This is a genomic window from Rhodoferax sp. (assembly GCF_013297935.1).
In the GTDB taxonomy this organism is placed as follows: domain Bacteria; phylum Pseudomonadota; class Gammaproteobacteria; order Burkholderiales; family Burkholderiaceae_C; genus Allorhodoferax.
Window position 1 is genome coordinate 87810 of record NZ_JAAFIX010000004.1, and the last position, 17374, is coordinate 105183.

19 protein-coding genes and 1 pseudogene are annotated in these 17374 nt (G+C 61.3%); 11 read left to right on the forward strand and 9 right to left on the reverse strand.

Going from position 1 to position 17374, the window contains the following annotated elements; all coding sequences use genetic code 11:
- The first annotated feature begins 84 nt into the window (after positions 1-84).
- Both QZW03_RS07665 and metF read left to right on the forward strand, forming a co-directional pair.
- Complete coding sequence (locus tag QZW03_RS07665) at positions 85-993, forward strand: TlyA family RNA methyltransferase (protein WP_296509392.1); 909 nt, start codon at positions 85-87, stop codon at positions 991-993.
- Between the two features lie 43 nt (positions 994-1036).
- Positions 1037-1882 (forward strand): methylenetetrahydrofolate reductase [NAD(P)H], encoded by an 846-nt coding sequence (gene metF, locus QZW03_RS07670; protein ID WP_296509393.1) that lies wholly within the window; start codon positions 1037-1039, stop codon positions 1880-1882.
- Between the two features lie 13 nt (positions 1883-1895).
- On the opposite strand, the gene rlmJ is transcribed toward metF, so the two are convergent.
- Positions 1896-2786, reverse strand: a complete 891-nt coding sequence (gene rlmJ, locus QZW03_RS07675; protein ID WP_296509394.1) for a 23S rRNA (adenine(2030)-N(6))-methyltransferase RlmJ — start codon at positions 2784-2786, stop codon at positions 1896-1898.
- Between the two features lie 105 nt (positions 2787-2891).
- Between rlmJ and QZW03_RS07680 the strand changes: the two genes are divergently transcribed.
- From QZW03_RS07680 to erpA, 6 genes are all read left to right on the forward strand, one after another.
- Positions 2892-4610, forward strand: coding sequence for a serine/threonine-protein kinase (locus QZW03_RS07680; protein ID WP_296509395.1), 1719 nt, complete (start codon positions 2892-2894; stop codon positions 4608-4610).
- Between the two features lie 170 nt (positions 4611-4780).
- Complete coding sequence (rplM, locus tag QZW03_RS07685) at positions 4781-5209, forward strand: 50S ribosomal protein L13 (protein ID WP_087495115.1); 429 nt, start codon at positions 4781-4783, stop codon at positions 5207-5209.
- Positions 5210-5218: 9 nt separating this feature from the next.
- Positions 5219-5611, forward strand: a complete 393-nt coding sequence (gene rpsI, locus QZW03_RS07690) for a 30S ribosomal protein S9 (protein WP_138517015.1) — start codon at positions 5219-5221, stop codon at positions 5609-5611.
- Positions 5612-5701: 90 nt separating this feature from the next.
- Positions 5702-6430, forward strand: a complete 729-nt coding sequence (locus tag QZW03_RS07695; protein WP_296509396.1) for a DUF6776 family protein — start codon at positions 5702-5704, stop codon at positions 6428-6430.
- Positions 6431-6448: 18 nt separating this feature from the next.
- Complete coding sequence (locus QZW03_RS07700) at positions 6449-6844, forward strand: polymer-forming cytoskeletal protein (protein ID WP_296509397.1); 396 nt, start codon at positions 6449-6451, stop codon at positions 6842-6844.
- 60 nt (positions 6845-6904) lie between these two features.
- Positions 6905-7270, forward strand: coding sequence for an iron-sulfur cluster insertion protein ErpA (gene erpA, locus QZW03_RS07705; RefSeq protein WP_138517021.1), 366 nt, complete (start codon positions 6905-6907; stop codon positions 7268-7270).
- 3 nt (positions 7271-7273) lie between these two features.
- Here the strand turns inward: erpA and QZW03_RS07710 are convergent, their stop codons facing one another.
- Positions 7274-8401 carry an anhydro-N-acetylmuramic acid kinase gene (locus QZW03_RS07710; RefSeq protein WP_296509398.1) on the reverse strand — a complete coding sequence of 376 codons (1128 nt, stop codon included), beginning with the start codon at positions 8399-8401 and terminating at the stop codon, positions 7274-7276.
- Between the two features lie 9 nt (positions 8402-8410).
- Positions 8411-9769, reverse strand: coding sequence for a M23 family metallopeptidase (locus QZW03_RS07715; protein ID WP_296509399.1), 1359 nt, complete (start codon positions 9767-9769; stop codon positions 8411-8413).
- 122 nt (positions 9770-9891) lie between these two features.
- On the opposite strand from QZW03_RS07715, the gene tyrS reads away from it, so the two are divergent.
- Positions 9892-11136 (forward strand): tyrosine--tRNA ligase, encoded by a 1245-nt coding sequence (gene tyrS / locus QZW03_RS07720; RefSeq protein ID WP_296509400.1) that lies wholly within the window; start codon positions 9892-9894, stop codon positions 11134-11136.
- Between the two features lie 8 nt (positions 11137-11144).
- On the opposite strand, the pseudogene QZW03_RS07725 reads toward tyrS, so the two are convergent.
- The 4 genes and pseudogenes from QZW03_RS07725 to QZW03_RS07740 form a co-directional block, all read right to left on the reverse strand.
- Positions 11145-11851: pseudogene (locus QZW03_RS07725) on the reverse strand (ankyrin repeat domain-containing protein).
- Between the two features lie 68 nt (positions 11852-11919).
- Positions 11920-12408: a heme-binding protein gene (locus QZW03_RS07730; RefSeq protein ID WP_296509401.1), complete on the reverse strand. Its 489-nt coding sequence runs from the start codon at positions 12406-12408 to the stop codon at positions 11920-11922.
- Between the two features lie 133 nt (positions 12409-12541).
- Positions 12542-13171, reverse strand: a complete 630-nt coding sequence (locus tag QZW03_RS07735) for a response regulator (protein ID WP_296509402.1) — start codon at positions 13169-13171, stop codon at positions 12542-12544.
- Positions 13168-14640 carry an ATP-binding protein gene (locus tag QZW03_RS07740; RefSeq protein ID WP_296509403.1) on the reverse strand — a complete coding sequence of 491 codons (1473 nt, stop codon included), beginning with the start codon at positions 14638-14640 and terminating at the stop codon, positions 13168-13170. Before QZW03_RS07740 ends, QZW03_RS07735 begins: the two co-directional genes overlap by 4 nt.
- Positions 14641-14706: 66 nt before the next feature.
- On the opposite strand from QZW03_RS07740, the gene dtd reads away from it, so the two are divergent.
- Both dtd and QZW03_RS07750 read left to right on the forward strand, forming a co-directional pair.
- A complete protein-coding gene (dtd, locus tag QZW03_RS07745) occupies positions 14707-15171 on the forward strand; it encodes a D-aminoacyl-tRNA deacylase (protein WP_296509404.1) in 465 nt (154 codons plus the stop codon).
- 161 nt (positions 15172-15332) lie between these two features.
- Positions 15333-15731 carry a hypothetical protein gene (locus QZW03_RS07750; RefSeq protein ID WP_296509405.1) on the forward strand — a complete coding sequence of 133 codons (399 nt, stop codon included), beginning with the start codon at positions 15333-15335 and terminating at the stop codon, positions 15729-15731.
- A gap of 145 nt (positions 15732-15876) precedes the next feature.
- Here the strand turns inward: QZW03_RS07750 and ybeY are convergent, their stop codons facing one another.
- Together ybeY and QZW03_RS07760 are read right to left on the reverse strand one after the other, a co-directional pair.
- Complete coding sequence (ybeY, locus tag QZW03_RS07755; RefSeq protein WP_296509406.1) at positions 15877-16320, reverse strand: rRNA maturation RNase YbeY; 444 nt, start codon at positions 16318-16320, stop codon at positions 15877-15879.
- Between the two features lie 24 nt (positions 16321-16344).
- A complete protein-coding gene (locus QZW03_RS07760; protein ID WP_296509407.1) occupies positions 16345-17367 on the reverse strand; it encodes a PhoH family protein in 1023 nt (340 codons plus the stop codon).
- Positions 17368-17374 lie beyond the last annotated feature (7 nt).

Here is a 17374-nt window from a genome sequence, read left to right on the forward strand (position 1 = left end):
CTCTCAAGGGGGTGACTCCAGCCGTCCGGCGAAGCCGGTCCCGCGGTGTCTCTGGCTTTAAGGGGCTGATAACTTTGGAAAACGATGCGAATTGATCAACTTTTGGTGCAGCGCGGGCTGGCCAGCACCCGTTCCCAGGCCCAGCGCCTGATTGCGGATGGCGTGGAGTGGCTGAAGATGGAGCTCTCGGGCGAAGTCTGGAAACGTGTAGCCAAAAACGGAGATGAGGTGCCCGAGGGCGCCAAGATCCGTTTGTTGGACGATTCGGAGGCTCGTTACGTTTCGCGCGGGGGGCTGAAGCTGGAGGCGGCGCTCAAGCAGGTGGGCCTGTCGGTGACCGGTTTGCGTTGCTTAGATGTGGGCCAGAGTACCGGCGGATTCACAGACTGCTTGTTGCAGGCCGGCGCGCAGTCGGTGGTGGGGGTGGATGTGGGCAGCGCCCAATTGCATCCGTCCTTGCGCAGCGATGCTCGCGTGCTGTGTGTGGAGTCGGTCAATGCCCGCACCTTGTCTGCTATGGATTTGGTAGCTGCTTACGCAGATAGTACCGGGGCTGGCGGCCAATTTGAGGAAGAAGCCGAGCTGGACGATGATTGGGGCGATGACGACGACTTCGAAGACGAAGGCCTCGAACCGCAGGCGAAGGCCGAGGCCGAGCCGGTCGAGTTGCCTCCGGAGTTCGCGCCACCTTTCGACCTGCTGGTGGCTGACTTGTCTTTCATCTCGCAGACGCTGGTGCTGCCAGCGGCGGTGGAGCTGCTCAAAGAGGGTGGTGTGCTGCTCACACTGGTCAAGCCACAGTTCGAGTTACAGCCCGGGCAAGTGGGCAAGGGCGGTATTGTCAAAGATCCGGCCATGTACCCCATCGTGGAGCAGCGCTTGCGCGACACCTGTGCAGACCTCGGTCTGGAGGTGACCCATTGGTTCGACTCCGCCATCGAAGGTGGCGACGGAAACCGCGAATTCTTTATTGCTGCCCGCAAAGCGGGCTGAACTCAGCGCCGCCATAGCGCGGGCGCCTGAGACGGAGAACACTATGTCTGCAAATAACCGGATTCCAGTGAGCCTGGAGTTTTTCCCCCCTAAGACGCCCGAAGGTGCTGAAAAACTGCGCGTGGTCCGCCAGCAGCTCTACGGGCTGAAGCCGGAGTTTTGCTCGGTAACTTTCGGTGCCGGTGGCTCCACCCAGGAAGGCACGTTCAACACCGTGCGAGATATTCTGGCCGAAGGCACAGATGCAGCGTCCCACTTTTCTTGCGTAGGCGCCACCAAGGCCACGGTGCGTGTCCAATTGGCCACCCTGAAGGCGATGGGCGTCAAACGGCTGGTAGCGCTGCGGGGCGACTTGCCCAGTGGCTATGGTGCGGGTGGCGAGTTTCATTACGCCAGTGACTTGGTGGAATTCATTCGCGCTGAGACCGGCGACGACTTTCACATCGAGGTGGCTGCATACCCTGAGGTTCACCCGCAGGCCAAGTCGCCTGCCAGTGACTTGCAGGCGTTTGCCGCCAAGGTTAAGGCCGGCGCTAACTCGGCCATTACCCAGTATTTCTACAACTCGGACGCTTATTTCCGCTTCCAGGAAGAGGTGGATGCTCTGGGCATTACGGTGCCGGTGGTGCCGGGCATCATGCCCATTACCAGTTCAACCCAGCTGATGCGCTTCTCCGACGCCTGCGGAGCCGAAATCCCGCGCTGGATCCGCCTGCGTTTGCAGAGCTACGGCGATGACGTGGCGTCTATCAAGGCGTTCGGCTTGGAGGTGGTGACCGATTTGTGTGAGCAGCTGCGTGCCGGTGGCGCACCGGCACTGCACTTCTACACCATGAACCAGAGCGCACCGACTCTGGCCTTGTGTGAGAACCTCGGTCTGAGCGCCTAGCGCTTACTCCGGTTTAGCCGCCGGAATCGAGGGTGGAGGTTGCGTTGGCGTCTTGCCCGAGCAACTTCACCATCTGGGGTAGCGCGTCTTTCAGGGCTGCCTTCAGGGTGTGCGGCGGGTTGATCAAAAACATGCCGCTGGCGGGCAGGCCGGGGCGAACCACTTCACCTTGCTCGTCGGTGGTGAGCTTGCTCGATTTGACGGTCAAGGTGGCGTGAAGCCAGGACTTGCCGGCCTTGTTGGCCATGGTTTTGAGTTTCTTCGGCAGGTCGTGTGCTTCGGGCCGCGGAATGATGGGGTACCACACGGCATAGGTTCCGGTGGCAAAGCGCAACATCGAATCGGCCACCATACTCGCCACCCGCATGTAGTCATTTTTGACCTCATAACTTGGGTCGCACAGCACCAGGGCGCGGCGGGACGGAGGTGGTAAAAACTTCTTCAGCCCTTCAAAACCATCTTCCCGCAGCACTGTCACCTGTCGGCCCGCTTCCAGCTGGGCTACGTTGGCGATCAGCGTTTTCGTGTCGGTAGGGTGGAGCTCAAAAAGTTTGAGCTTGTCCCGGCCGCTGAGCAAGCTTTGGATGATGAAAGGCGAGCCCGGGTACACCGACCAGGTATTGCCGGCATTGAAGCCCGCCACCATATCAATGTAGTCCTGCAAAGCCGGAGCGAACGGGGTGTCGGGCTTGCTGGCCACCAGCTTGAGGAAGCCTTCTGCAGCTTCTTCACTGGTTTTTGCGAAGTCTCCGTCGAGTTTGTAGAGCCCCGCTCCTGCGTGGGTGTCAAACACATTGAGCGCAGCTTCTTTTTGCGTCATGTGTCGCAAAACTGCCAGCAAAGTGGTGTGTTTCAACACGTCGGCATGGTTGCCGGCGTGGAAGGCGTGTCGATAACTAAACATCCCCTATGATACCTAGCGACCCGCGGTGTCATGTGCATCAAGTTTGGAAAGAGGCCTCTCACGGGTCTTTGCGGGCATAAAAAATACAGAGTTCATCTCAAAGACATGGTTGACCAACACGCACCGTCTGCTCCCCCGCAGGTCCCTGTGACCGGGCATCTGGACGCCTTGGCGCCCGGTACCCGTTTGGCTGAGTTCGAGATCAAAGGCTTGTTGGGCGTCGGCGGTTTCGGGATGGTCTATCGCGGCTATGACCATTCCCTGCATCGCGCTGTCGCGATCAAGGAGTACATGCCGACCAGCCTCGCAGGCCGCGACCCGCTGGCGGCGGTAACCGTGAAGTCGGCTACCGATTCCGCGGCGTTTGAGTCGGGGCTGCGGTCTTTTATTGCAGAAGCGCGCTTGTTGGCCCGGTTTGACCACCCCTCGCTGGTCAAGGTATATCGCTTCTGGGAGGCCAACAACACTGCCTATATGGCCATGCCTTTGTACGAAGGCATCACACTCAAAGAGGCCCGGCGCCGCATGAGCGGTCCGCCACCTCAGGCGTGGCTCCAATCCGTGTTGTGGTCTGTGTTGGCGGGCCTGAAGGTGTTGCACGACAACAGCACTCTGCACCGCGATGTGTCTCCCGACAATATTTTTCTGCAAAATATCGGCCCGCCGGTGCTACTGGATCTGGGCGCCGCACGCCGGGCGATTCTCGACACCAGCCAGAAGCACACTGCGGTGTTGAAGGTGAACTACGCCCCGATCGAGCAATATGCCGACGCCCGCGATATGCAGGAAGGGCCTTGGACCGACCTGTATGCGGTGGCCGCGGTGATGCACGGCTGTATTTGTAATGAGCCCCCGCTACCGGCGACTTTTCGCGCAGTGCGGGACCGTTTGCCGCCATTTGCCCAAGTTGCCCAGACGGCAGAGACGCACTTCGGGCAGACCTATTCAGACAATTTTGTGCGGGCTATTGCTCATGCGTTGGTGATTGAGCCTGCTGAGCGAACCCCTAGCGTCGAAGCGCTGGCACAAGAAATCGGGATGAAGTCGCCGCCGGACCTCGCGCGATTCGATTGGCGCAAGGCCTTGGGCGAGTCGGTGACCTTGACCGAAGCCGGTGATGATCCCGCACCGATAACGACCGAGATGTTGACCACCCGGCCGGCCTCGGATTTCCCGGATACGGTGTTTCAGTCGACGACACTGGATTCAGCCAAGACGGTGAAGGTTCCTCCTCCGGGTGGTGCCCCTGTCAAAGCCCGCCGGACGGAGTCGCCCACCCGGAGCAGTGCTGTAACCTTCCATGGGTGGTGGATTGCAGTGGGGTTATTGCTCGCTGTCTTGGCATGGTGGGCTTTGCGGCCAGCTGTGCCCCAGCCACAACCGATGTTGACAGAGCGCGCTGCGCCAGAGGGTCTGCCAGCGCAGCTACCCGCAGTGCAAGCCGGTGTGCCCGAGGTCAGCCCACCTGCGCCACAGGTGGCGCCACCTGCTAAGGCAGTGAGTGGACCGCTGGCCACAAGCCCGGTTAAGCCGGCCCCGGCATCGCGCGCTGTCGCCGCCAACCCGCCTGCTCCGGCCATCACGGAAAAGGCGCAGCCCGCCAAGGCGCCCTTACGGCCGGAGGCGGGCGCAACTGCGGCTGCGGAGAAGCCCTCGGTTCATTCAACGAGTTCCAAAGATCCTTTGGCGGCATGTGCGGAGGCATCGGTCTTTTCGCGGACCATGTGCGTGTACCGGGAGTGCCAGAAGCCAGAGTTCTATAACTTGCCGGTGTGCGTGGCTGATCGCAAGCACTGGGACGAGCAAAACAAGAACCGAAACTGATCCGCTCACGGCGGGTTTGCTGTTTTTGCTTGGCCTTTGTATAATCGAGGGCTTCGCAGCGCATTTGTGGCTCCGCGGCGAAGAATTCAACCCACCTAAGAGATTCCCAACAGAGGAACGCCGACCGTGGAAAAGAGCCCTCCCAAACCTTCTTTTTAAAGAGAAAACTCATGTCTACATTCAGCGCAAAACCCGCTGAGGTCGTGCACGAGTGGTTTGTGGTTGACGCGACCGATAAGGTCCTCGGACGAGTAGCCAGCGAAGTTGCTCTCCGTTTGCGCGGCAAACACAAGGCCATTTACACGCCTCACGTCGATACCGGTGATTTCATCGTCGTTATCAACGCAGCCCAACTCAAAGTAACTGGCACCAAGTCCTTGGACAAGGTGTACTACCGCCACTCCGGTTATCCCGGCGGTATCACAGCTACGAACTTCCGTGACATGCAGTCCAAGCATCCCGGACGCGCTTTGGAAAAAGCCGTCAAGGGCATGTTGCCCAAGGGTCCCCTGGGCTACGCCATGATCAAGAAGCTCAAGGTGTACGGTGGTGCTGAGCACCCGCACACTGCCCAGCAACCCAAAGTGTTGGAACTGTAAGGAGCTCTCATGATTGGTGAATGGAACAATGGAACAGGCCGTCGCAAATCCAGCGTCGCCCGCGTTTTCCTGAAAAAAGGCACTGGCAAGATCACTGTGAACGGTAAAGACATCGAAAACTTCTTCGGTCGTCAAACCTCCATCATGATCTGCAAGCAACCCCTGATGCTGACTAACCACGCTGAATCGTTTGACATCATGGTCAACGTTGCAGGCGGTGGTGAATCCGGCCAGGCTGGTGCTACACGTCACGGCATTACACGTGCATTGATCGATTACGACGCGAGCCTCAAGCCCGCACTGAGCCAAGCCGGCTTCGTAACTCGTGACGCACGTGAAGTGGAACGTAAGAAGGTCGGCTTCCACGGCGCTCGTCGTCGTAAGCAGTTCTCCAAGCGTTAATCACGCTGCAACATTACGTTGCACATTTACAGCCGCCCGAGGTCAAACTCCGGCGGCTGTTTTTATTCTGGCTGCTAGACTTCGCCTCCCATGAGATTTCGATTACTCCGCCGCCGCCTCACCATCAGCGCTCCTCGCATGGCTGTCCGCAGCGCCATGCCTTGGCCATTCCGTTGGGCCTTGTTGGCGATCGTCCTGGGCTTTTGTGCCGCCATCGGGCTGTGGGCTTTTGAGTTCGGCAAAGACATTGCCGGGCTTGAAAAGGGCTCCAAAGACGAATTGGTGCAGCTCCGCGCAACTGCCGCTGCGCTGCAAGCCGAAATGCTCACCCTCAAGACGGAGCGCGATCAAGCGCAATCGGTCGCCAACACTGCCGACACCTTGGTGACTGCCGAGAAAGCCTCCCAGGAGAAACTCATTGCCCAAGTGAAGCAGTTGGAGGCAGACAACCGGTCTTTGCGCGACGACCTCGGCTTTTTTGAAAAGCTCATTCCGGCGGGTGGCGTTGAGGGAATCGCCATCCGCGGTCTTCAGGCGGAACTTACATCGCCGGGCACCTTAAAATGGCAAGCGCTGGTCATGCAAGCCGGCCGTAACAGCACAGAGTTTGCAGGTCGTTTGGAAATAACTCTGGTCGGTACGGCGAACGGAAAGCCGTGGAATGCTTCACTCCCTGAAGGGGCGCTGGCTCTCAAGGTGAAGCAGTACGGGCGTCTGGAAGGGGAGTTTCCTATTCCTCCACAGACCGTGGTGAAAAGTGTGTCAGCGCGTGTCCTTGAGGGTTCCTTGGTCCGTGCAACCCAAACCCTCAAGCTTTAAGCCAATCAGAGGTACGCCATGTTTAACAAAAATAAGCAGCCACCCATCAAAAGTCTGATCGCAGACGGAACAGAAATTCAAGGAAACCTGACATTTTCCGACGGGCTCCGGGTCGACGGAACCGTTGTGGGGAATGTGCATGCTGCGGAAGCGGTCACCAGCATCCTGGTGATTTCAGACTCAGCCAGCATCACCGGCTCAATCACCGCAGACCACATCATCATTAACGGGACTGTGAAGGGCCCGATTCATGCCCGCCGCATGTTGGAATTGCAGCCCAAAGCGCGCATTGAAGGCGATATTGAATACGCCGCACTCGAAATGCACCAGGGCGCCCTGATTTCAGGACAATTGCGACCGATGCTTCTTGATGAAGAAAAACCCACATTGAAACTAGCGGCAAATAACCAGTAAGAGAATTCCCGAGCGAATTCCTGTACTATTTGCCAATTCCCGTATCTGAATGGAGTCGCCATGAGCGCCGTTGCTGAAAACATCCAAACTGACATGCCTGCCCCGATTCTGTTTACCGACAGCGCCGCGGCCAAAGTGGCGGACCTGATTGCCGAAGAAGGCAACCCCGATTTAAAACTGCGCGTATTCGTGCAGGGTGGTGGTTGCTCCGGCTTCCAGTATGGTTTCACGTTCGATGAAATCACCAATGAAGACGACACCACCATGACAAAAAATGGCGTGTCTTTGCTGATCGATGCGATGAGCTACCAGTACCTGGTGGGCGCAGAAATCGACTACAAAGAAGACCTGCAGGGTGCGCAGTTCGTGATCAAAAATCCCAATGCCACGACAACCTGTGGCTGCGGATCGTCCTTCTCGACCTGACCGTCAAGCCGGGTAGATTGCACCGAGTATGCGGGCGCCTTGGGCGCCCGTTACTTTTGGAAGGCTGGAGGTACTTCGCTTCACCGTTTGCCGGGCAAGCCATGCAAATGCAGTAGCCTCTACCTGCAAAGGCGGGAGCCCTAGGTCTGCCGAACTCAGCACCTTGGTGTCCGGCAACAGTGCTTGCAGGCGGGCCATCAACGAGCCGTTGTAAGCCCCGCCGCCGCACACCGCCAATTGCGAACAAGCAGACATATTGCGTTGCAGGGCATCTGCACAGGTCCGTGCGGTGAACTCGGTGAGGGTGGACTGCACGTCCACCGCGGCGGGTGCACCATGTGCCCTCGACCACTCGCTAAGGCGACTTTCGAGCCAAGGGGTGTTGAAGAGATCCCGGCCGGTGCTCTTCGGGGGGGGCTTTTGCAAGAAAGGCTCGGCCAGCAGCAACTCCAGCAGCCCGATTACTACCGAGCCACTCGCAGCCCAAGCGCCATTGGCATCGTAGGGCTGGCCTGTGTGCTGTTGGCACCAAGCATCTATAAGCGCGTTGCCAGGGCCGCAATCAAAGCCCAAGACCGGTGCCTGTGGTGTGGCGTGCAGCAGCGTGAGGTTGGAGATGCCACCGATGTTCAGTACCGCGAGTCGCTCACCCTGCGGGCTGAAAAAAGCCTGGTGGAAAGGGGGCACCAGGGGCGCCCCTTGTCCGCCAGCGGCGACATCGCGGCTGCGGAAATCAGCCACCACGTCTATGCCGCAAAGTTCTGCCAGCAGTGCAGGCTGATTCAGCTGTGTGGTGTAGCCCACGCCATCAAACTCACCTGGCCGGTGCCTTACTGTCTGCCCATGGGCGCCGATAGCGCACACAGCGTGAGTGGATACGCCGGTCGACTCCAGCAGCGCGTGCACAACAGCAGCGTACGATCTGGCCAGGCCATTGGCCGCCAGGGCGCCGCGGTGGATTTCATCAGGGCCGCTGGTGTTCAAGGCCAGAAAATCCGCGCGCAAACCCTCGGGGAACCCGATTGCTTGGTGGGCTAACACGACAGGGGATGCGCCCCCGAACTCCACCAAAACGCCATCCACGCCGTCCAGCGATGTGCCCGACATCAGGCCGATAAAAAGCTCCGACACGGGGCGGACTTATTCGGCCGTGGCGGGCAACATTTGCGCTGCGCTGGCCAACTGACTACGGACCTGCGCTGCAGTTTGCTCAAAGACGGGCTTCGCGCCCGGAGAAACCGGTGTGGACTCGCTCTGGCGAGCGATGGTGAGGGGGTCCTGGTGGGCACCATTAACCCGGAACTCAAAGTGCAGGTGCGGGCCCGTGGCCCAGCCGGTTGCGCCGACAGCTCCGATGTTCTGGCCCTGGCTTACCGTTTGTCCTTTTTTGACGTTGATCCGGCTGAGGTGGGCATAGACCGTGGTTTGGTTGTTGCGGTGCTTGACCATCACGACGTTGCCGAAGCCGCCCTGCACCCCGGCAAAGTCCACCACGCCATCGCCCACCGTGCGCACGGGCGTGCCGGTCGCTGCAGCGTAGTCCACGCCCAAATGCGCCCGCCAGGTTTGCAGAATCGGGTGGAAGCGCATTTTGAAACCGCTCGTCACCCGCGAAAACTCAAGTGGCGATGCTAAAAAGGCGCGACGCAAACTCTCGCCAGCCAATGTGTAATAGGCGCCCTTGCCCGCGGCCAAGGGGTCCTTGAACCACATGGCCTGGAAAGGCTTGCCGGCGTTGACAAACTCCGCGCTCAGCACCCGGCCAGAGCGCAGGGGCTCGCCATCGCCTTCCAGGGTTTCGTAGACCACCGAGAAGCGGTCGCCTTTTCGCAATGCGCGGTGAAAGTCGATGTCGCCGGCGAATATTTCAGCGACCTGCGTGGCCACAGCATCGGGTAAACGGGCGTCGTCTGTTGCGGCAAACAGCGAGCTGCTGATCACCCCGCTGGCCAAGCGACTATTGGCGACCAAGGGCAAGGTCTCGGTGCGAGCGCGGAAGCCGCTAACCGTTTTCTCGATGGTCAGGCGTTTGAAGGTGCCGTCATCACTCGGGCTCCAGCGCGCAGTGAGTTTCTGCAAGCCTTGTTGTTCGTTCACTTCCGCACTCACGTTGCGGCCACCGCGGCCCAGCAGTGCCGATTGGCTCTGGCTGTCTGAACGCAAAAATGCAGCGGCTTGCGGGTCTACGACGCCCAGGCGTTTGAGCAAAGTATCGGCCGTATCGCTGGAGCGGGTGGTCTCGGTCCGGTAGAGGCGCATGGCCTGGTCGCGAATGTCGTCAGTGAGTGCGGCGAGGGCTTCGCTCTTGACGACTTCCACCACGGTGCGCACGGGCAAATCCGAGGCGTTGGGTGCGAAATTGGCGACGGCGAAAGTGGCGCCTGTGCCGCCCACCAAAAGGGCGGCAATCGCAGCAGTAATCTGTTTGGGGTAGTGCTGAATGAATGCCGTGGCACGCGCCACGCACAACTCAACAGCCTGGTTCAGTCCATGCTTCAAATCAAAGACTCCGGTGTGGGGGATGCGGCCCGACTAAAATCCAGCCGCTGGCAACGAAAGCGTTGCGCAAAGGAGCGGGCAGTATAGCCGCCACGCTTGCTCCGGCCACAAGAAAAACCCTTATGAATCAAGCCTTAAGCCCTCAATTTGTTGTAACCGACCGTGTCCGCGAGGCCTTGGCAGTCACCCTGCGCGGCGTGGAAGAATTGCTCCCGCAAGACGAGTGGGTGAAAAAGCTCGCCAAGTCGGAAGCCACGGGCAAACCGCTGCGTATCAAGCTGGGGCTGGACCCCACCGCGCCGGACATCCACATCGGCCACACCGTGGTGCTGAACAAGATGCGTCAGTTGCAAGATCTGGGCCACACGGTCATCTTTTTGATCGGTGACTTCACCAGCATGATCGGCGACCCGTCGGGCCGCAACAGCACGCGCCCGCCGCTCACCGCCGAGCAGATCAAGGTCAACGCCGAAACCTACCGCGCCCAGGCCGACAAGATCTTGGACCCGTCCAAAACCGAGCTGCGCTACAACAGCGAGTGGAGCGACCCGCTGGGCGCGCGCGGCATGATCCAGCTGGCGAGCCGCTACACCGTGGCGCGCATGATGGAGCGCAACGACTTCCACGACCGCTTCAAAGCCGGCACCCCGATTGCGGTGCACGAGTTCTTGTACCCGCTGATGCAGGGGTATGACTCGGTAGCGCTGCACAGCGACCTGGAGCTGGGCGGTACCGACCAGAAGTTCAACCTGCTCATGGGCCGCACCCTGCAAGCTGAATACGGCCAGGAGCCTCAGTGCATCTTGACCATGCCGCTGCTCGAAGGGCTGGACGGCGTGGAGAAGATGTCCAAGAGCAAAAACAACTACATCGGCATCTCTGAAGAGCCCAACACCATGTTCGCCAAGGTCTTGAGCATTTCCGACGTACTGATGTGGAAGTGGTACACGCTGCTGAGCTTCAAGAGCGAGGCGGAAATTGCCGCGCTCAAGGCCGAGGTGGACGGCGGGCGCAACCCCAAGGACGCCAAGGTGGCGCTGGCCAAAGAAATCACGGCGCGCTTCCATAGTGCTGCTGCGGCCGATGCGGCGGAACAGGACTTTATCAACCGCAGCAAGGGCGGCATCCCGGACCAGATCGACGAAATCAGCTTGCCACTGGGCGAGGGTGGTGCGGCGGTGGGTATTGCTGCGCTGCTCAAGTCTGCCAACCTGGCCGCCAGCAGCGGCGAAGGCAACCGCTTGATTGACGGTGGCGGTGTACGCATCGACAGCAATGTGGTCAGCGACAAGGGCTTGAAGCTCGGCGCGGGCACCTATGTGCTGCAAGTGGGCAAGCGTAAGTTTGCCCGTGTGACCCTGGCCTGAGCTCGGGTTTAGCGCTTCTCCAGCAGGCGCACCATCTCTGCGTAGCCATAGCTGCGCGCCAGATCCAGCGGCGTTTTGCCGTGGCGGTCGCTGAGTTGCAAGTTAGCGCCTGCTTCTACCAATGCCCTGAGTGTGGCTTGGTGGCGCGGGCCCCCGTTGCCTAGCACGATGGATTCAATGGTCGCGGTCCAGTGCAGGTTGTTCACATGGTCCAAAGGGGCGTTGGCGGCAATCAGCTGGCGCACCACGCCGTCGTGGCCCAGGTGGGCGGCCGCGATCAGCGCTGTACCGCCATAGCGGGGCTGGTCACCAGCTTGGCGCTGGCACCCAGGCTCAGCAGGGTGCGCAAGGTTTCTTCGTCATCAGCCACCGCAGCGATGGTGACAGCGTCGTACCGGTCATTTTCCATAGCACTCGTGTCTGCCCCGGCTTGAATCAAGGCGCGCACTGCCGCGCGCTGTTTGGCAAAAGTGGCCACGTGCAGGGGCGTGCGGCCATAGGCATCGCGCTGGTTGATGTCGGCTTTGGCGCTCAGCAGTTGCGAGAGCGTGGCCATATCGCCCCGCGCTGCCGCAGCGTGCAGGCCGCGGTAGGCCGCAGTCTCAGCGGCCGTGGGCGCCACCTGTGCCTGAGACAGCGGCAGCCATGCCAAACCTGCTAGCAGCAGGGCGAATCGGAGGGTCCGGGCGAGCCGGGTGCTAGCAGGATTGGACATGATTTTTTCCCTTATTGCTATAAAAACCGGAGCTGCTTGCGCAATATCTACGAGGGCTAGGGGTCGATTTATTTCAAAGATTCCTTGACCTTCTCCAGCGCAGCCATAGCGCACTGCTCGTCCAGGTGGCCGCCGGGTGCGCCGCCCACGCCTACGGCGCCAATCACTTCGTTACCCACCTTGACCGGCACACCGCCACCCACCAGCAAGAAACCGGGGATGTAGACCAAGTTAGCCGCGGCCGGGTTCTTCTGGGCGCCTTCCATCATGGCCAGGGTGGTGTTTTTGGCAGAGGCCGAGGTAAAGGCTTTTTGCTGGCTGGCGGCCAAGGTGTGGGGGCCAGCGTTGTCGGCGCGTTGCACGGTGCGCACGGTGCCCGCACGGTCTACCACGGTGGCGGTCACAGCGTAGCCGCTGGTGGTGCAGGCAGCCACCGTGGCGGTGGCAATCTGGTTCGCCAGCTCCAGCGACATGTTGCGCTCGGTGCGCACAGCTTGTGCACTGGCTGCGCCGGCAACGGTGGAAAGAATCAAAGCGAGGAGGTGGGAAGTACGCATGGAATGCTCCGGATAGTGAGGGGTACAAGCGGTTCGATCAACCGTGTACGTACTGTAAAAATCCGGGTGCACATTGCCCATTCGTAGCGCTACGCCCGCACCTCCGTAGAACTACGGAGTCAGTCCCGCCGGGTCAGGTGGCGATGTCTTCGTCGACCAGCGCCGCGTACTGGCGCACCAGCTGCGCCAGTGACTCAATCTCCAGCTTGGCGAAGAGGTTGGCGCGGTGGGTTTCTATGGTGCGGGGGGACACGTTGAGCGCGCGGCCAATCTCTTTGTTGGTCAGCCCGGACACGATCAGGCCCAGCACCTCGCGCTCGCGTTCCGACAGTTGGGCGTAGCGCTGGCGCGTGACGCGGTCGGCCTGGTTGCGTTGGCGGGACTGCACATGCTGGCGCACGGCGGTTTGCAGCGCTTCAAGCAAGCGCTCGTCGTCTACCGGCTTCTCCAGAAACTCGGCGGCGCCGGACTTGAAAGCGCGGCGGCACATGTCGATGGTGCCGTGCCCCGTGAGCATGATGACCGGCTGGTCCACCTTTTGTGCCATCAGGGTGTCGAGCACTGTGAGCCCGCTGATGCCGGGCATGCGCACATCGAGCACGATGGCACCAATGCCTTCGCGGTCAAAAGAGTCGATAAAGGTCTGCGGGTCGCCCCACGGCTGCACGCGCAAGCCTACGGTGCTGATCAGCAAGGCCAAGCTGCTGCGCACGGCTTCGTCATCGTCGATCAGGTGGATGAGCGGGGAGAGCGGTCCGGTCATGGGGCGCGCGTGGCGAGGGGCATTTGCAGGGTGAACTCAGCGCCTTGCGCGGAGTGGTTGGCCGCGCTCAGGTGCGCCCCCATGCCCTGCGCCAAAGATTCACACAGGCTCAAGCCCAGACCCAAGCCCCCTTCACGGGTGGAGAAAAAGGGTTCAAACACCTTGGCCAGAGCGTCCGGCGGGATGCCCGGCCCGCTGTCTTGCACCCGCAGCTCCCCGTAGGTGGCGGTGTGGCTCAGCAGCAGCTGCAGGCTGCGCGCCGCCGGTGGCACCTGCTCCATGGCTTGCAGCGCGTTGGTCAGCAGGTTGTGGATGATTTGCTCCAGCGCGACCGGGTCGGCCTGCACCAGGAAGGGCGCTCCGTCCAGGGTCAGCACGGGCGCGCAGCGGCTGCGCTGCAGCTCGGGCTCCAGCAGGTACAGCGCGTGCTGGCAGGCCGCGTGCAGGTCCACGCTTTGCACCGCTGCGGCGCTGCCAGGGCGCTCGACCGTGCGGCGCAGGCGCCCCACCACATCCGACGCACGGCGCGCCTGCTGGGCGGCCATGTGCATGGCGCTGCGGGCGGCGCTCAGGTCTGGCTCGGCGTCGTCCAGCAGGCGGCTGGCGGCCTGCGTGTTGGCCAAGATGGCGGTCAGGGGCTGGTTGATTTCGTGCGCCATGCCGGCTGCCAGCTCGCCCAAGGTGTTGAGCCGGGTGCGCTGTCCCACGCGCTGGCGTTCTTCCTCGCGGCGCTGTTGTGTGCGTTGCTGCACCAGCATGCGACCGCGCAGCAAGGCCAGCGCAATGGCGCCTGCGCTGATCAGCATATAGGTCCATGGCAACGCGGACCACGGCACGTGCAGGCGCGACACCACCTCAAACGGCTGGCTCTCTGCGGCCAGCACTTTGCGGGCTGCGAAGGTCCAGCCTGCATCCTCAGGGGCAAAAGAGCGACCGGCTTGCACGGTGTACCTCTTGTCGCCCAAATCCAGGCGCACTTGCACCGGGCTGGTGTCCGGCTTCATGGGCCATTCGGTCCACGGCACCATGTTGCGCAGGGCAATGGTCAGGGCATAGCTGTCCGGCTGCGCGGCCAGCACCAGCTGGTATGTGCCTTTTTGCAGGTCCACATCGGCCAGTACCGCGCGCTTGAGACGCAGGGACTCGGCTTCGGCCTTGGCAATTTCGGGCGAGGGCCAGGCTTCAGTCGCGCCCCGGTGGGCGGCCGCCGCAATCTGGCCATACAGCGCGGGCAAGCGTTGCTCGGGCCGGTCGGCCGCATTGCCCCCGTGCAGCAGCGCCAGCGTGGCCAGAATGGCATCGTGCTGCACCACCTGCTGGCTGAGCAAGCGGTGCACGATGCGGGCGTTGGTGTCGAACACATCTTGCTGGCGCGCCAGCTCCCCGCGCGCGATGTAAACACCGCTCAACAGCGACAGCACCGCCCAGGCGAGCAGCCACAATCGGAGGCGTTGAAGGTGTGCAAACATGATGATTCATTGTGGCACAGGGGTACGCGGCACCATGGCCGCCAACAGGTTTCAAGGGGACTCGGGATGATGGCTTTGGTACAGCGCGTGCGCCGCGCACAAGTGGTGGTGGACGGCGCTACGGTCGGCAAGATTGAGCAGGGGCTGCTGGTGCTGGTGTGCGCCGAGCAGGGTGACAGCGAGGCGCAGGCTGACAAGTTGCTGGCCAAGCTGCTCAAGCTGCGCATCTTCAGTGATGCAGAGGGCAAGATGAACCGCAGCGTGCAGGATTTGGACGGCGCAGGCCAGCACGGCGGCCTGCTGATCGTGAGCCAGTTCACGCTGGCGGCCGACACGTCGGGCGGCAACCGGCCCAGCTTCAAGGCGGCTGCCGCGCCCGACGAGGGGCGGCGTTTGTACGACTATTTGGTGGCCCAGGCCCGCACCGTGCACCCCATCGTGCAGACCGGCATTTTTGCGGCGGACATGCAGGTGGAGCTGGTGAATGACGGGCCAGTAACGATTCCGATGCGGGTGGAACCTGCTGTCTAGATGCTATGCATTTAGTAGCGACTCGCGCATTTTCTATAAGGGCTAGAGGCCTAAAAGACTCAAAAAGCTGAGCGCCCGCTCCCCATCGAAGGCCCCTGCAAGCGAGGGCTCATGCCGCGGCATGTCGCGGTGAATTCACGCGCGGTCCCGATAATTTGCGCATGAAAATCGCACTCGCTATCGGAACAGTCTTTCTCGCCCTGTTGTGGACCGGCTTTATCGCCCTCTCAGCGGCCTTGGCCAACTGGGTGGCGGGCCAAGGCGTGGACCTGCAAGGCGGGCTTCAGACCATCGCCCAGTGGCCGCTGCCCCCATGGATCGCGCTGTGGACCGACGCGGGCACCGCGGAAGCAGTGCGGGCAAGCATCGTGTGGTCCGTGGAAATGCTGGGCGCTGCCATGCCTTGGATCACGCCGCTGCTGGATTGGGTAGCCCCGCTGTTGTGGGTGATCTGGACCTTCGGCATGGTGGCTCTGGTGGTGTTGGCTGCCGTGTGCTTGCTGCTGATCGGGCGTATGCGTAAGCGCGCAACCATCGGCAGGACACGTTACGCTGATTGAGGCCCGCAGGCCCGCTCTCGCAAACAATAACCCGCAGGAGGCGCTGCCTCGGGTGTTTTGCGCAGGTCAAGGAGGAGCGCGTAGCGCGGGGGACACGGAGCAAAGCGCCCGAGGCAGCTACTCCGGAGCGCAATTTCAAGCCAAGTCAATACGGATTCTTAAACCCCAACCGCGCCATGATCTCGCTCTCGCGCAGCTCCATCACTTCCGCGTCTTCATCCAACTCGTGGTCCCAGCCCTGGGCGTGCAGGGTGCCGTGGACGATCATGTGGGCGTAGTGGGCTTCCAGTGTTTTCTTTTGCTCTTTGGCTTCCTTGGCAATGACCGGCGCGCACAGCACTAGGTCGGCGGTGACAGGCTCTTGGGTGTAGTCGAAGGTCAGCACGTTGGTGGCGTAGTCCTTCTGGCGGTAGTCGCGGTTCAAGGTCTGGCCTTCTTCGGCGTCCACGATGCGCACGGTGATTTCGCCGTCCACTTCCAGGGTGTTGCGGATCCAGCGGATGACTTTGTGGCGCTTGAGTGCCTCGCGGTGTTTGTCGGCATCTTGGATTTTGCCGAATTGCAGGGAAAGGCTGAGTTCTGGAAGCATGGGGTTCAGTGGATTAAAAAAGGTTTAGCTGCGGCGCACGGTTCGTGATGCAGTGCGCGTTTTGGGCAAGCCCACGCGGGGGAGTTCGGGCTCCGGCTCCGGAATGGCAATCTGCGGCAGGTCTTCCAGCCGCGCGGCCTCGTAGGCATCCACGATGCGGGCCACCAGCGGGTGGCGCACGATGTCGGAACTGGTCAGGCGGGTGATGGCAATGCCCGGCGTGCGGCGCAGAATGCGCTCGGCCTCCACCAAGCCGCTCATCTGCGCTTTGGGCAGGTCGATCTGGCTCACGTCCCCGGTGATCACCGTCTTGGTGCCGAAGCCCACGCGGGTCAAAAACATTTTCATTTGCTCGGGCGTGGTGTTTTGCGCCTCGTCCAAGATTACAAACGCGTTGTTCAGCGTGCGCCCGCGCATGAAGGCTAGGGGTGCGATTTCCAGCTGCTGGCGCTCAAACGCTTTGTGCACCTGGTCGTAGCCCATCAGGTCGTAGAGCGCGTCGTACAGGGGGCGCAGATACGGGTCCACCTTCTGGTTCAGATCGCCGGGCAAAAAGCCCAGGCGCTCACCTGCTTCTACCGCGGGGCGGGTCAGCACAATGCGTTGCACACTGCTCCGCTGCAGCGCGTCTACGGCCGCAGCCACGGCTAGGTAGGTCTTGCCGGTGCCGGCGGGGCCGATGCCGAAGGTGATGTCGAACTCGGCAATGTTGTCCAGGTACAGGGCCTGGTTCTGGCTGCAGGGTTTGAGGTCCGCACGGCGGGTCGAGAGGCTGGGGCCGCCGTCGTCCATGCCGCCATCGCCACTGAGCATGAGCTGCACGGTGCTGGCGGCAATCGGGCGGCCGGCAATCTCGTACATCGCTTGCAACATTTCCATGGCGCGCTGGGCTTTGTCCTTGGGCCCTTCGACCTTGAACTGCTCATGCCGGTGCGCGATTTTGACCGCCAGCTCGCGCTCAATGGTGCGCAGGTGCTCGTCGGTCGGGCCGCACAGGTGCGAGAGGCGGGTGTTGTTGAGTGGGGTGAAGATGTGTTTGAGAATCAAGCTGATA

Excerpts from the sequence above, each read along its gene's own strand:
- QZW03_RS07665 (WP_296509392.1), top strand. The coding sequence starts at position 85 with ATGCGAATTGATCAACTTTTGGTGCAGCGCGGGCTGGCCAGCACCCGT.
- metF (WP_296509393.1), top strand. The coding sequence starts at position 1,037 with ATGTCTGCAAATAACCGGATTCCAGTGAGCCTGGAGTTTTTCCCCCCT.
- rlmJ (WP_296509394.1), bottom strand. The coding sequence starts at position 2,786 with ATGTTTAGTTATCGACACGCCTTCCACGCCGGCAACCATGCCGACGTG.
- QZW03_RS07680 (WP_296509395.1), top strand. The coding sequence starts at position 2,892 with ATGGTTGACCAACACGCACCGTCTGCTCCCCCGCAGGTCCCTGTGACC.
- rplM (WP_087495115.1), top strand. The coding sequence starts at position 4,781 with ATGTCTACATTCAGCGCAAAACCCGCTGAGGTCGTGCACGAGTGGTTT.
- rpsI (WP_138517015.1), top strand. The coding sequence starts at position 5,219 with ATGATTGGTGAATGGAACAATGGAACAGGCCGTCGCAAATCCAGCGTC.
- QZW03_RS07695 (WP_296509396.1), top strand. The coding sequence starts at position 5,702 with ATGAGATTTCGATTACTCCGCCGCCGCCTCACCATCAGCGCTCCTCGC.
- QZW03_RS07700 (WP_296509397.1), top strand. The coding sequence starts at position 6,449 with ATGTTTAACAAAAATAAGCAGCCACCCATCAAAAGTCTGATCGCAGAC.
- erpA (WP_138517021.1), top strand. The coding sequence starts at position 6,905 with ATGAGCGCCGTTGCTGAAAACATCCAAACTGACATGCCTGCCCCGATT.
- tyrS (WP_296509400.1), top strand. The coding sequence starts at position 9,892 with ATGAATCAAGCCTTAAGCCCTCAATTTGTTGTAACCGACCGTGTCCGC.
- QZW03_RS07730 (WP_296509401.1), bottom strand. The coding sequence starts at position 12,408 with ATGCGTACTTCCCACCTCCTCGCTTTGATTCTTTCCACCGTTGCCGGC.
- QZW03_RS07735 (WP_296509402.1), bottom strand. The coding sequence starts at position 13,171 with ATGACCGGACCGCTCTCCCCGCTCATCCACCTGATCGACGATGACGAA.
- QZW03_RS07740 (WP_296509403.1), bottom strand. The coding sequence starts at position 14,640 with ATGTTTGCACACCTTCAACGCCTCCGATTGTGGCTGCTCGCCTGGGCG.
- dtd (WP_296509404.1), top strand. The coding sequence starts at position 14,707 with ATGATGGCTTTGGTACAGCGCGTGCGCCGCGCACAAGTGGTGGTGGAC.
- QZW03_RS07750 (WP_296509405.1), top strand. The coding sequence starts at position 15,333 with ATGAAAATCGCACTCGCTATCGGAACAGTCTTTCTCGCCCTGTTGTGG.
- ybeY (WP_296509406.1), bottom strand. The coding sequence starts at position 16,320 with ATGCTTCCAGAACTCAGCCTTTCCCTGCAATTCGGCAAAATCCAAGAT.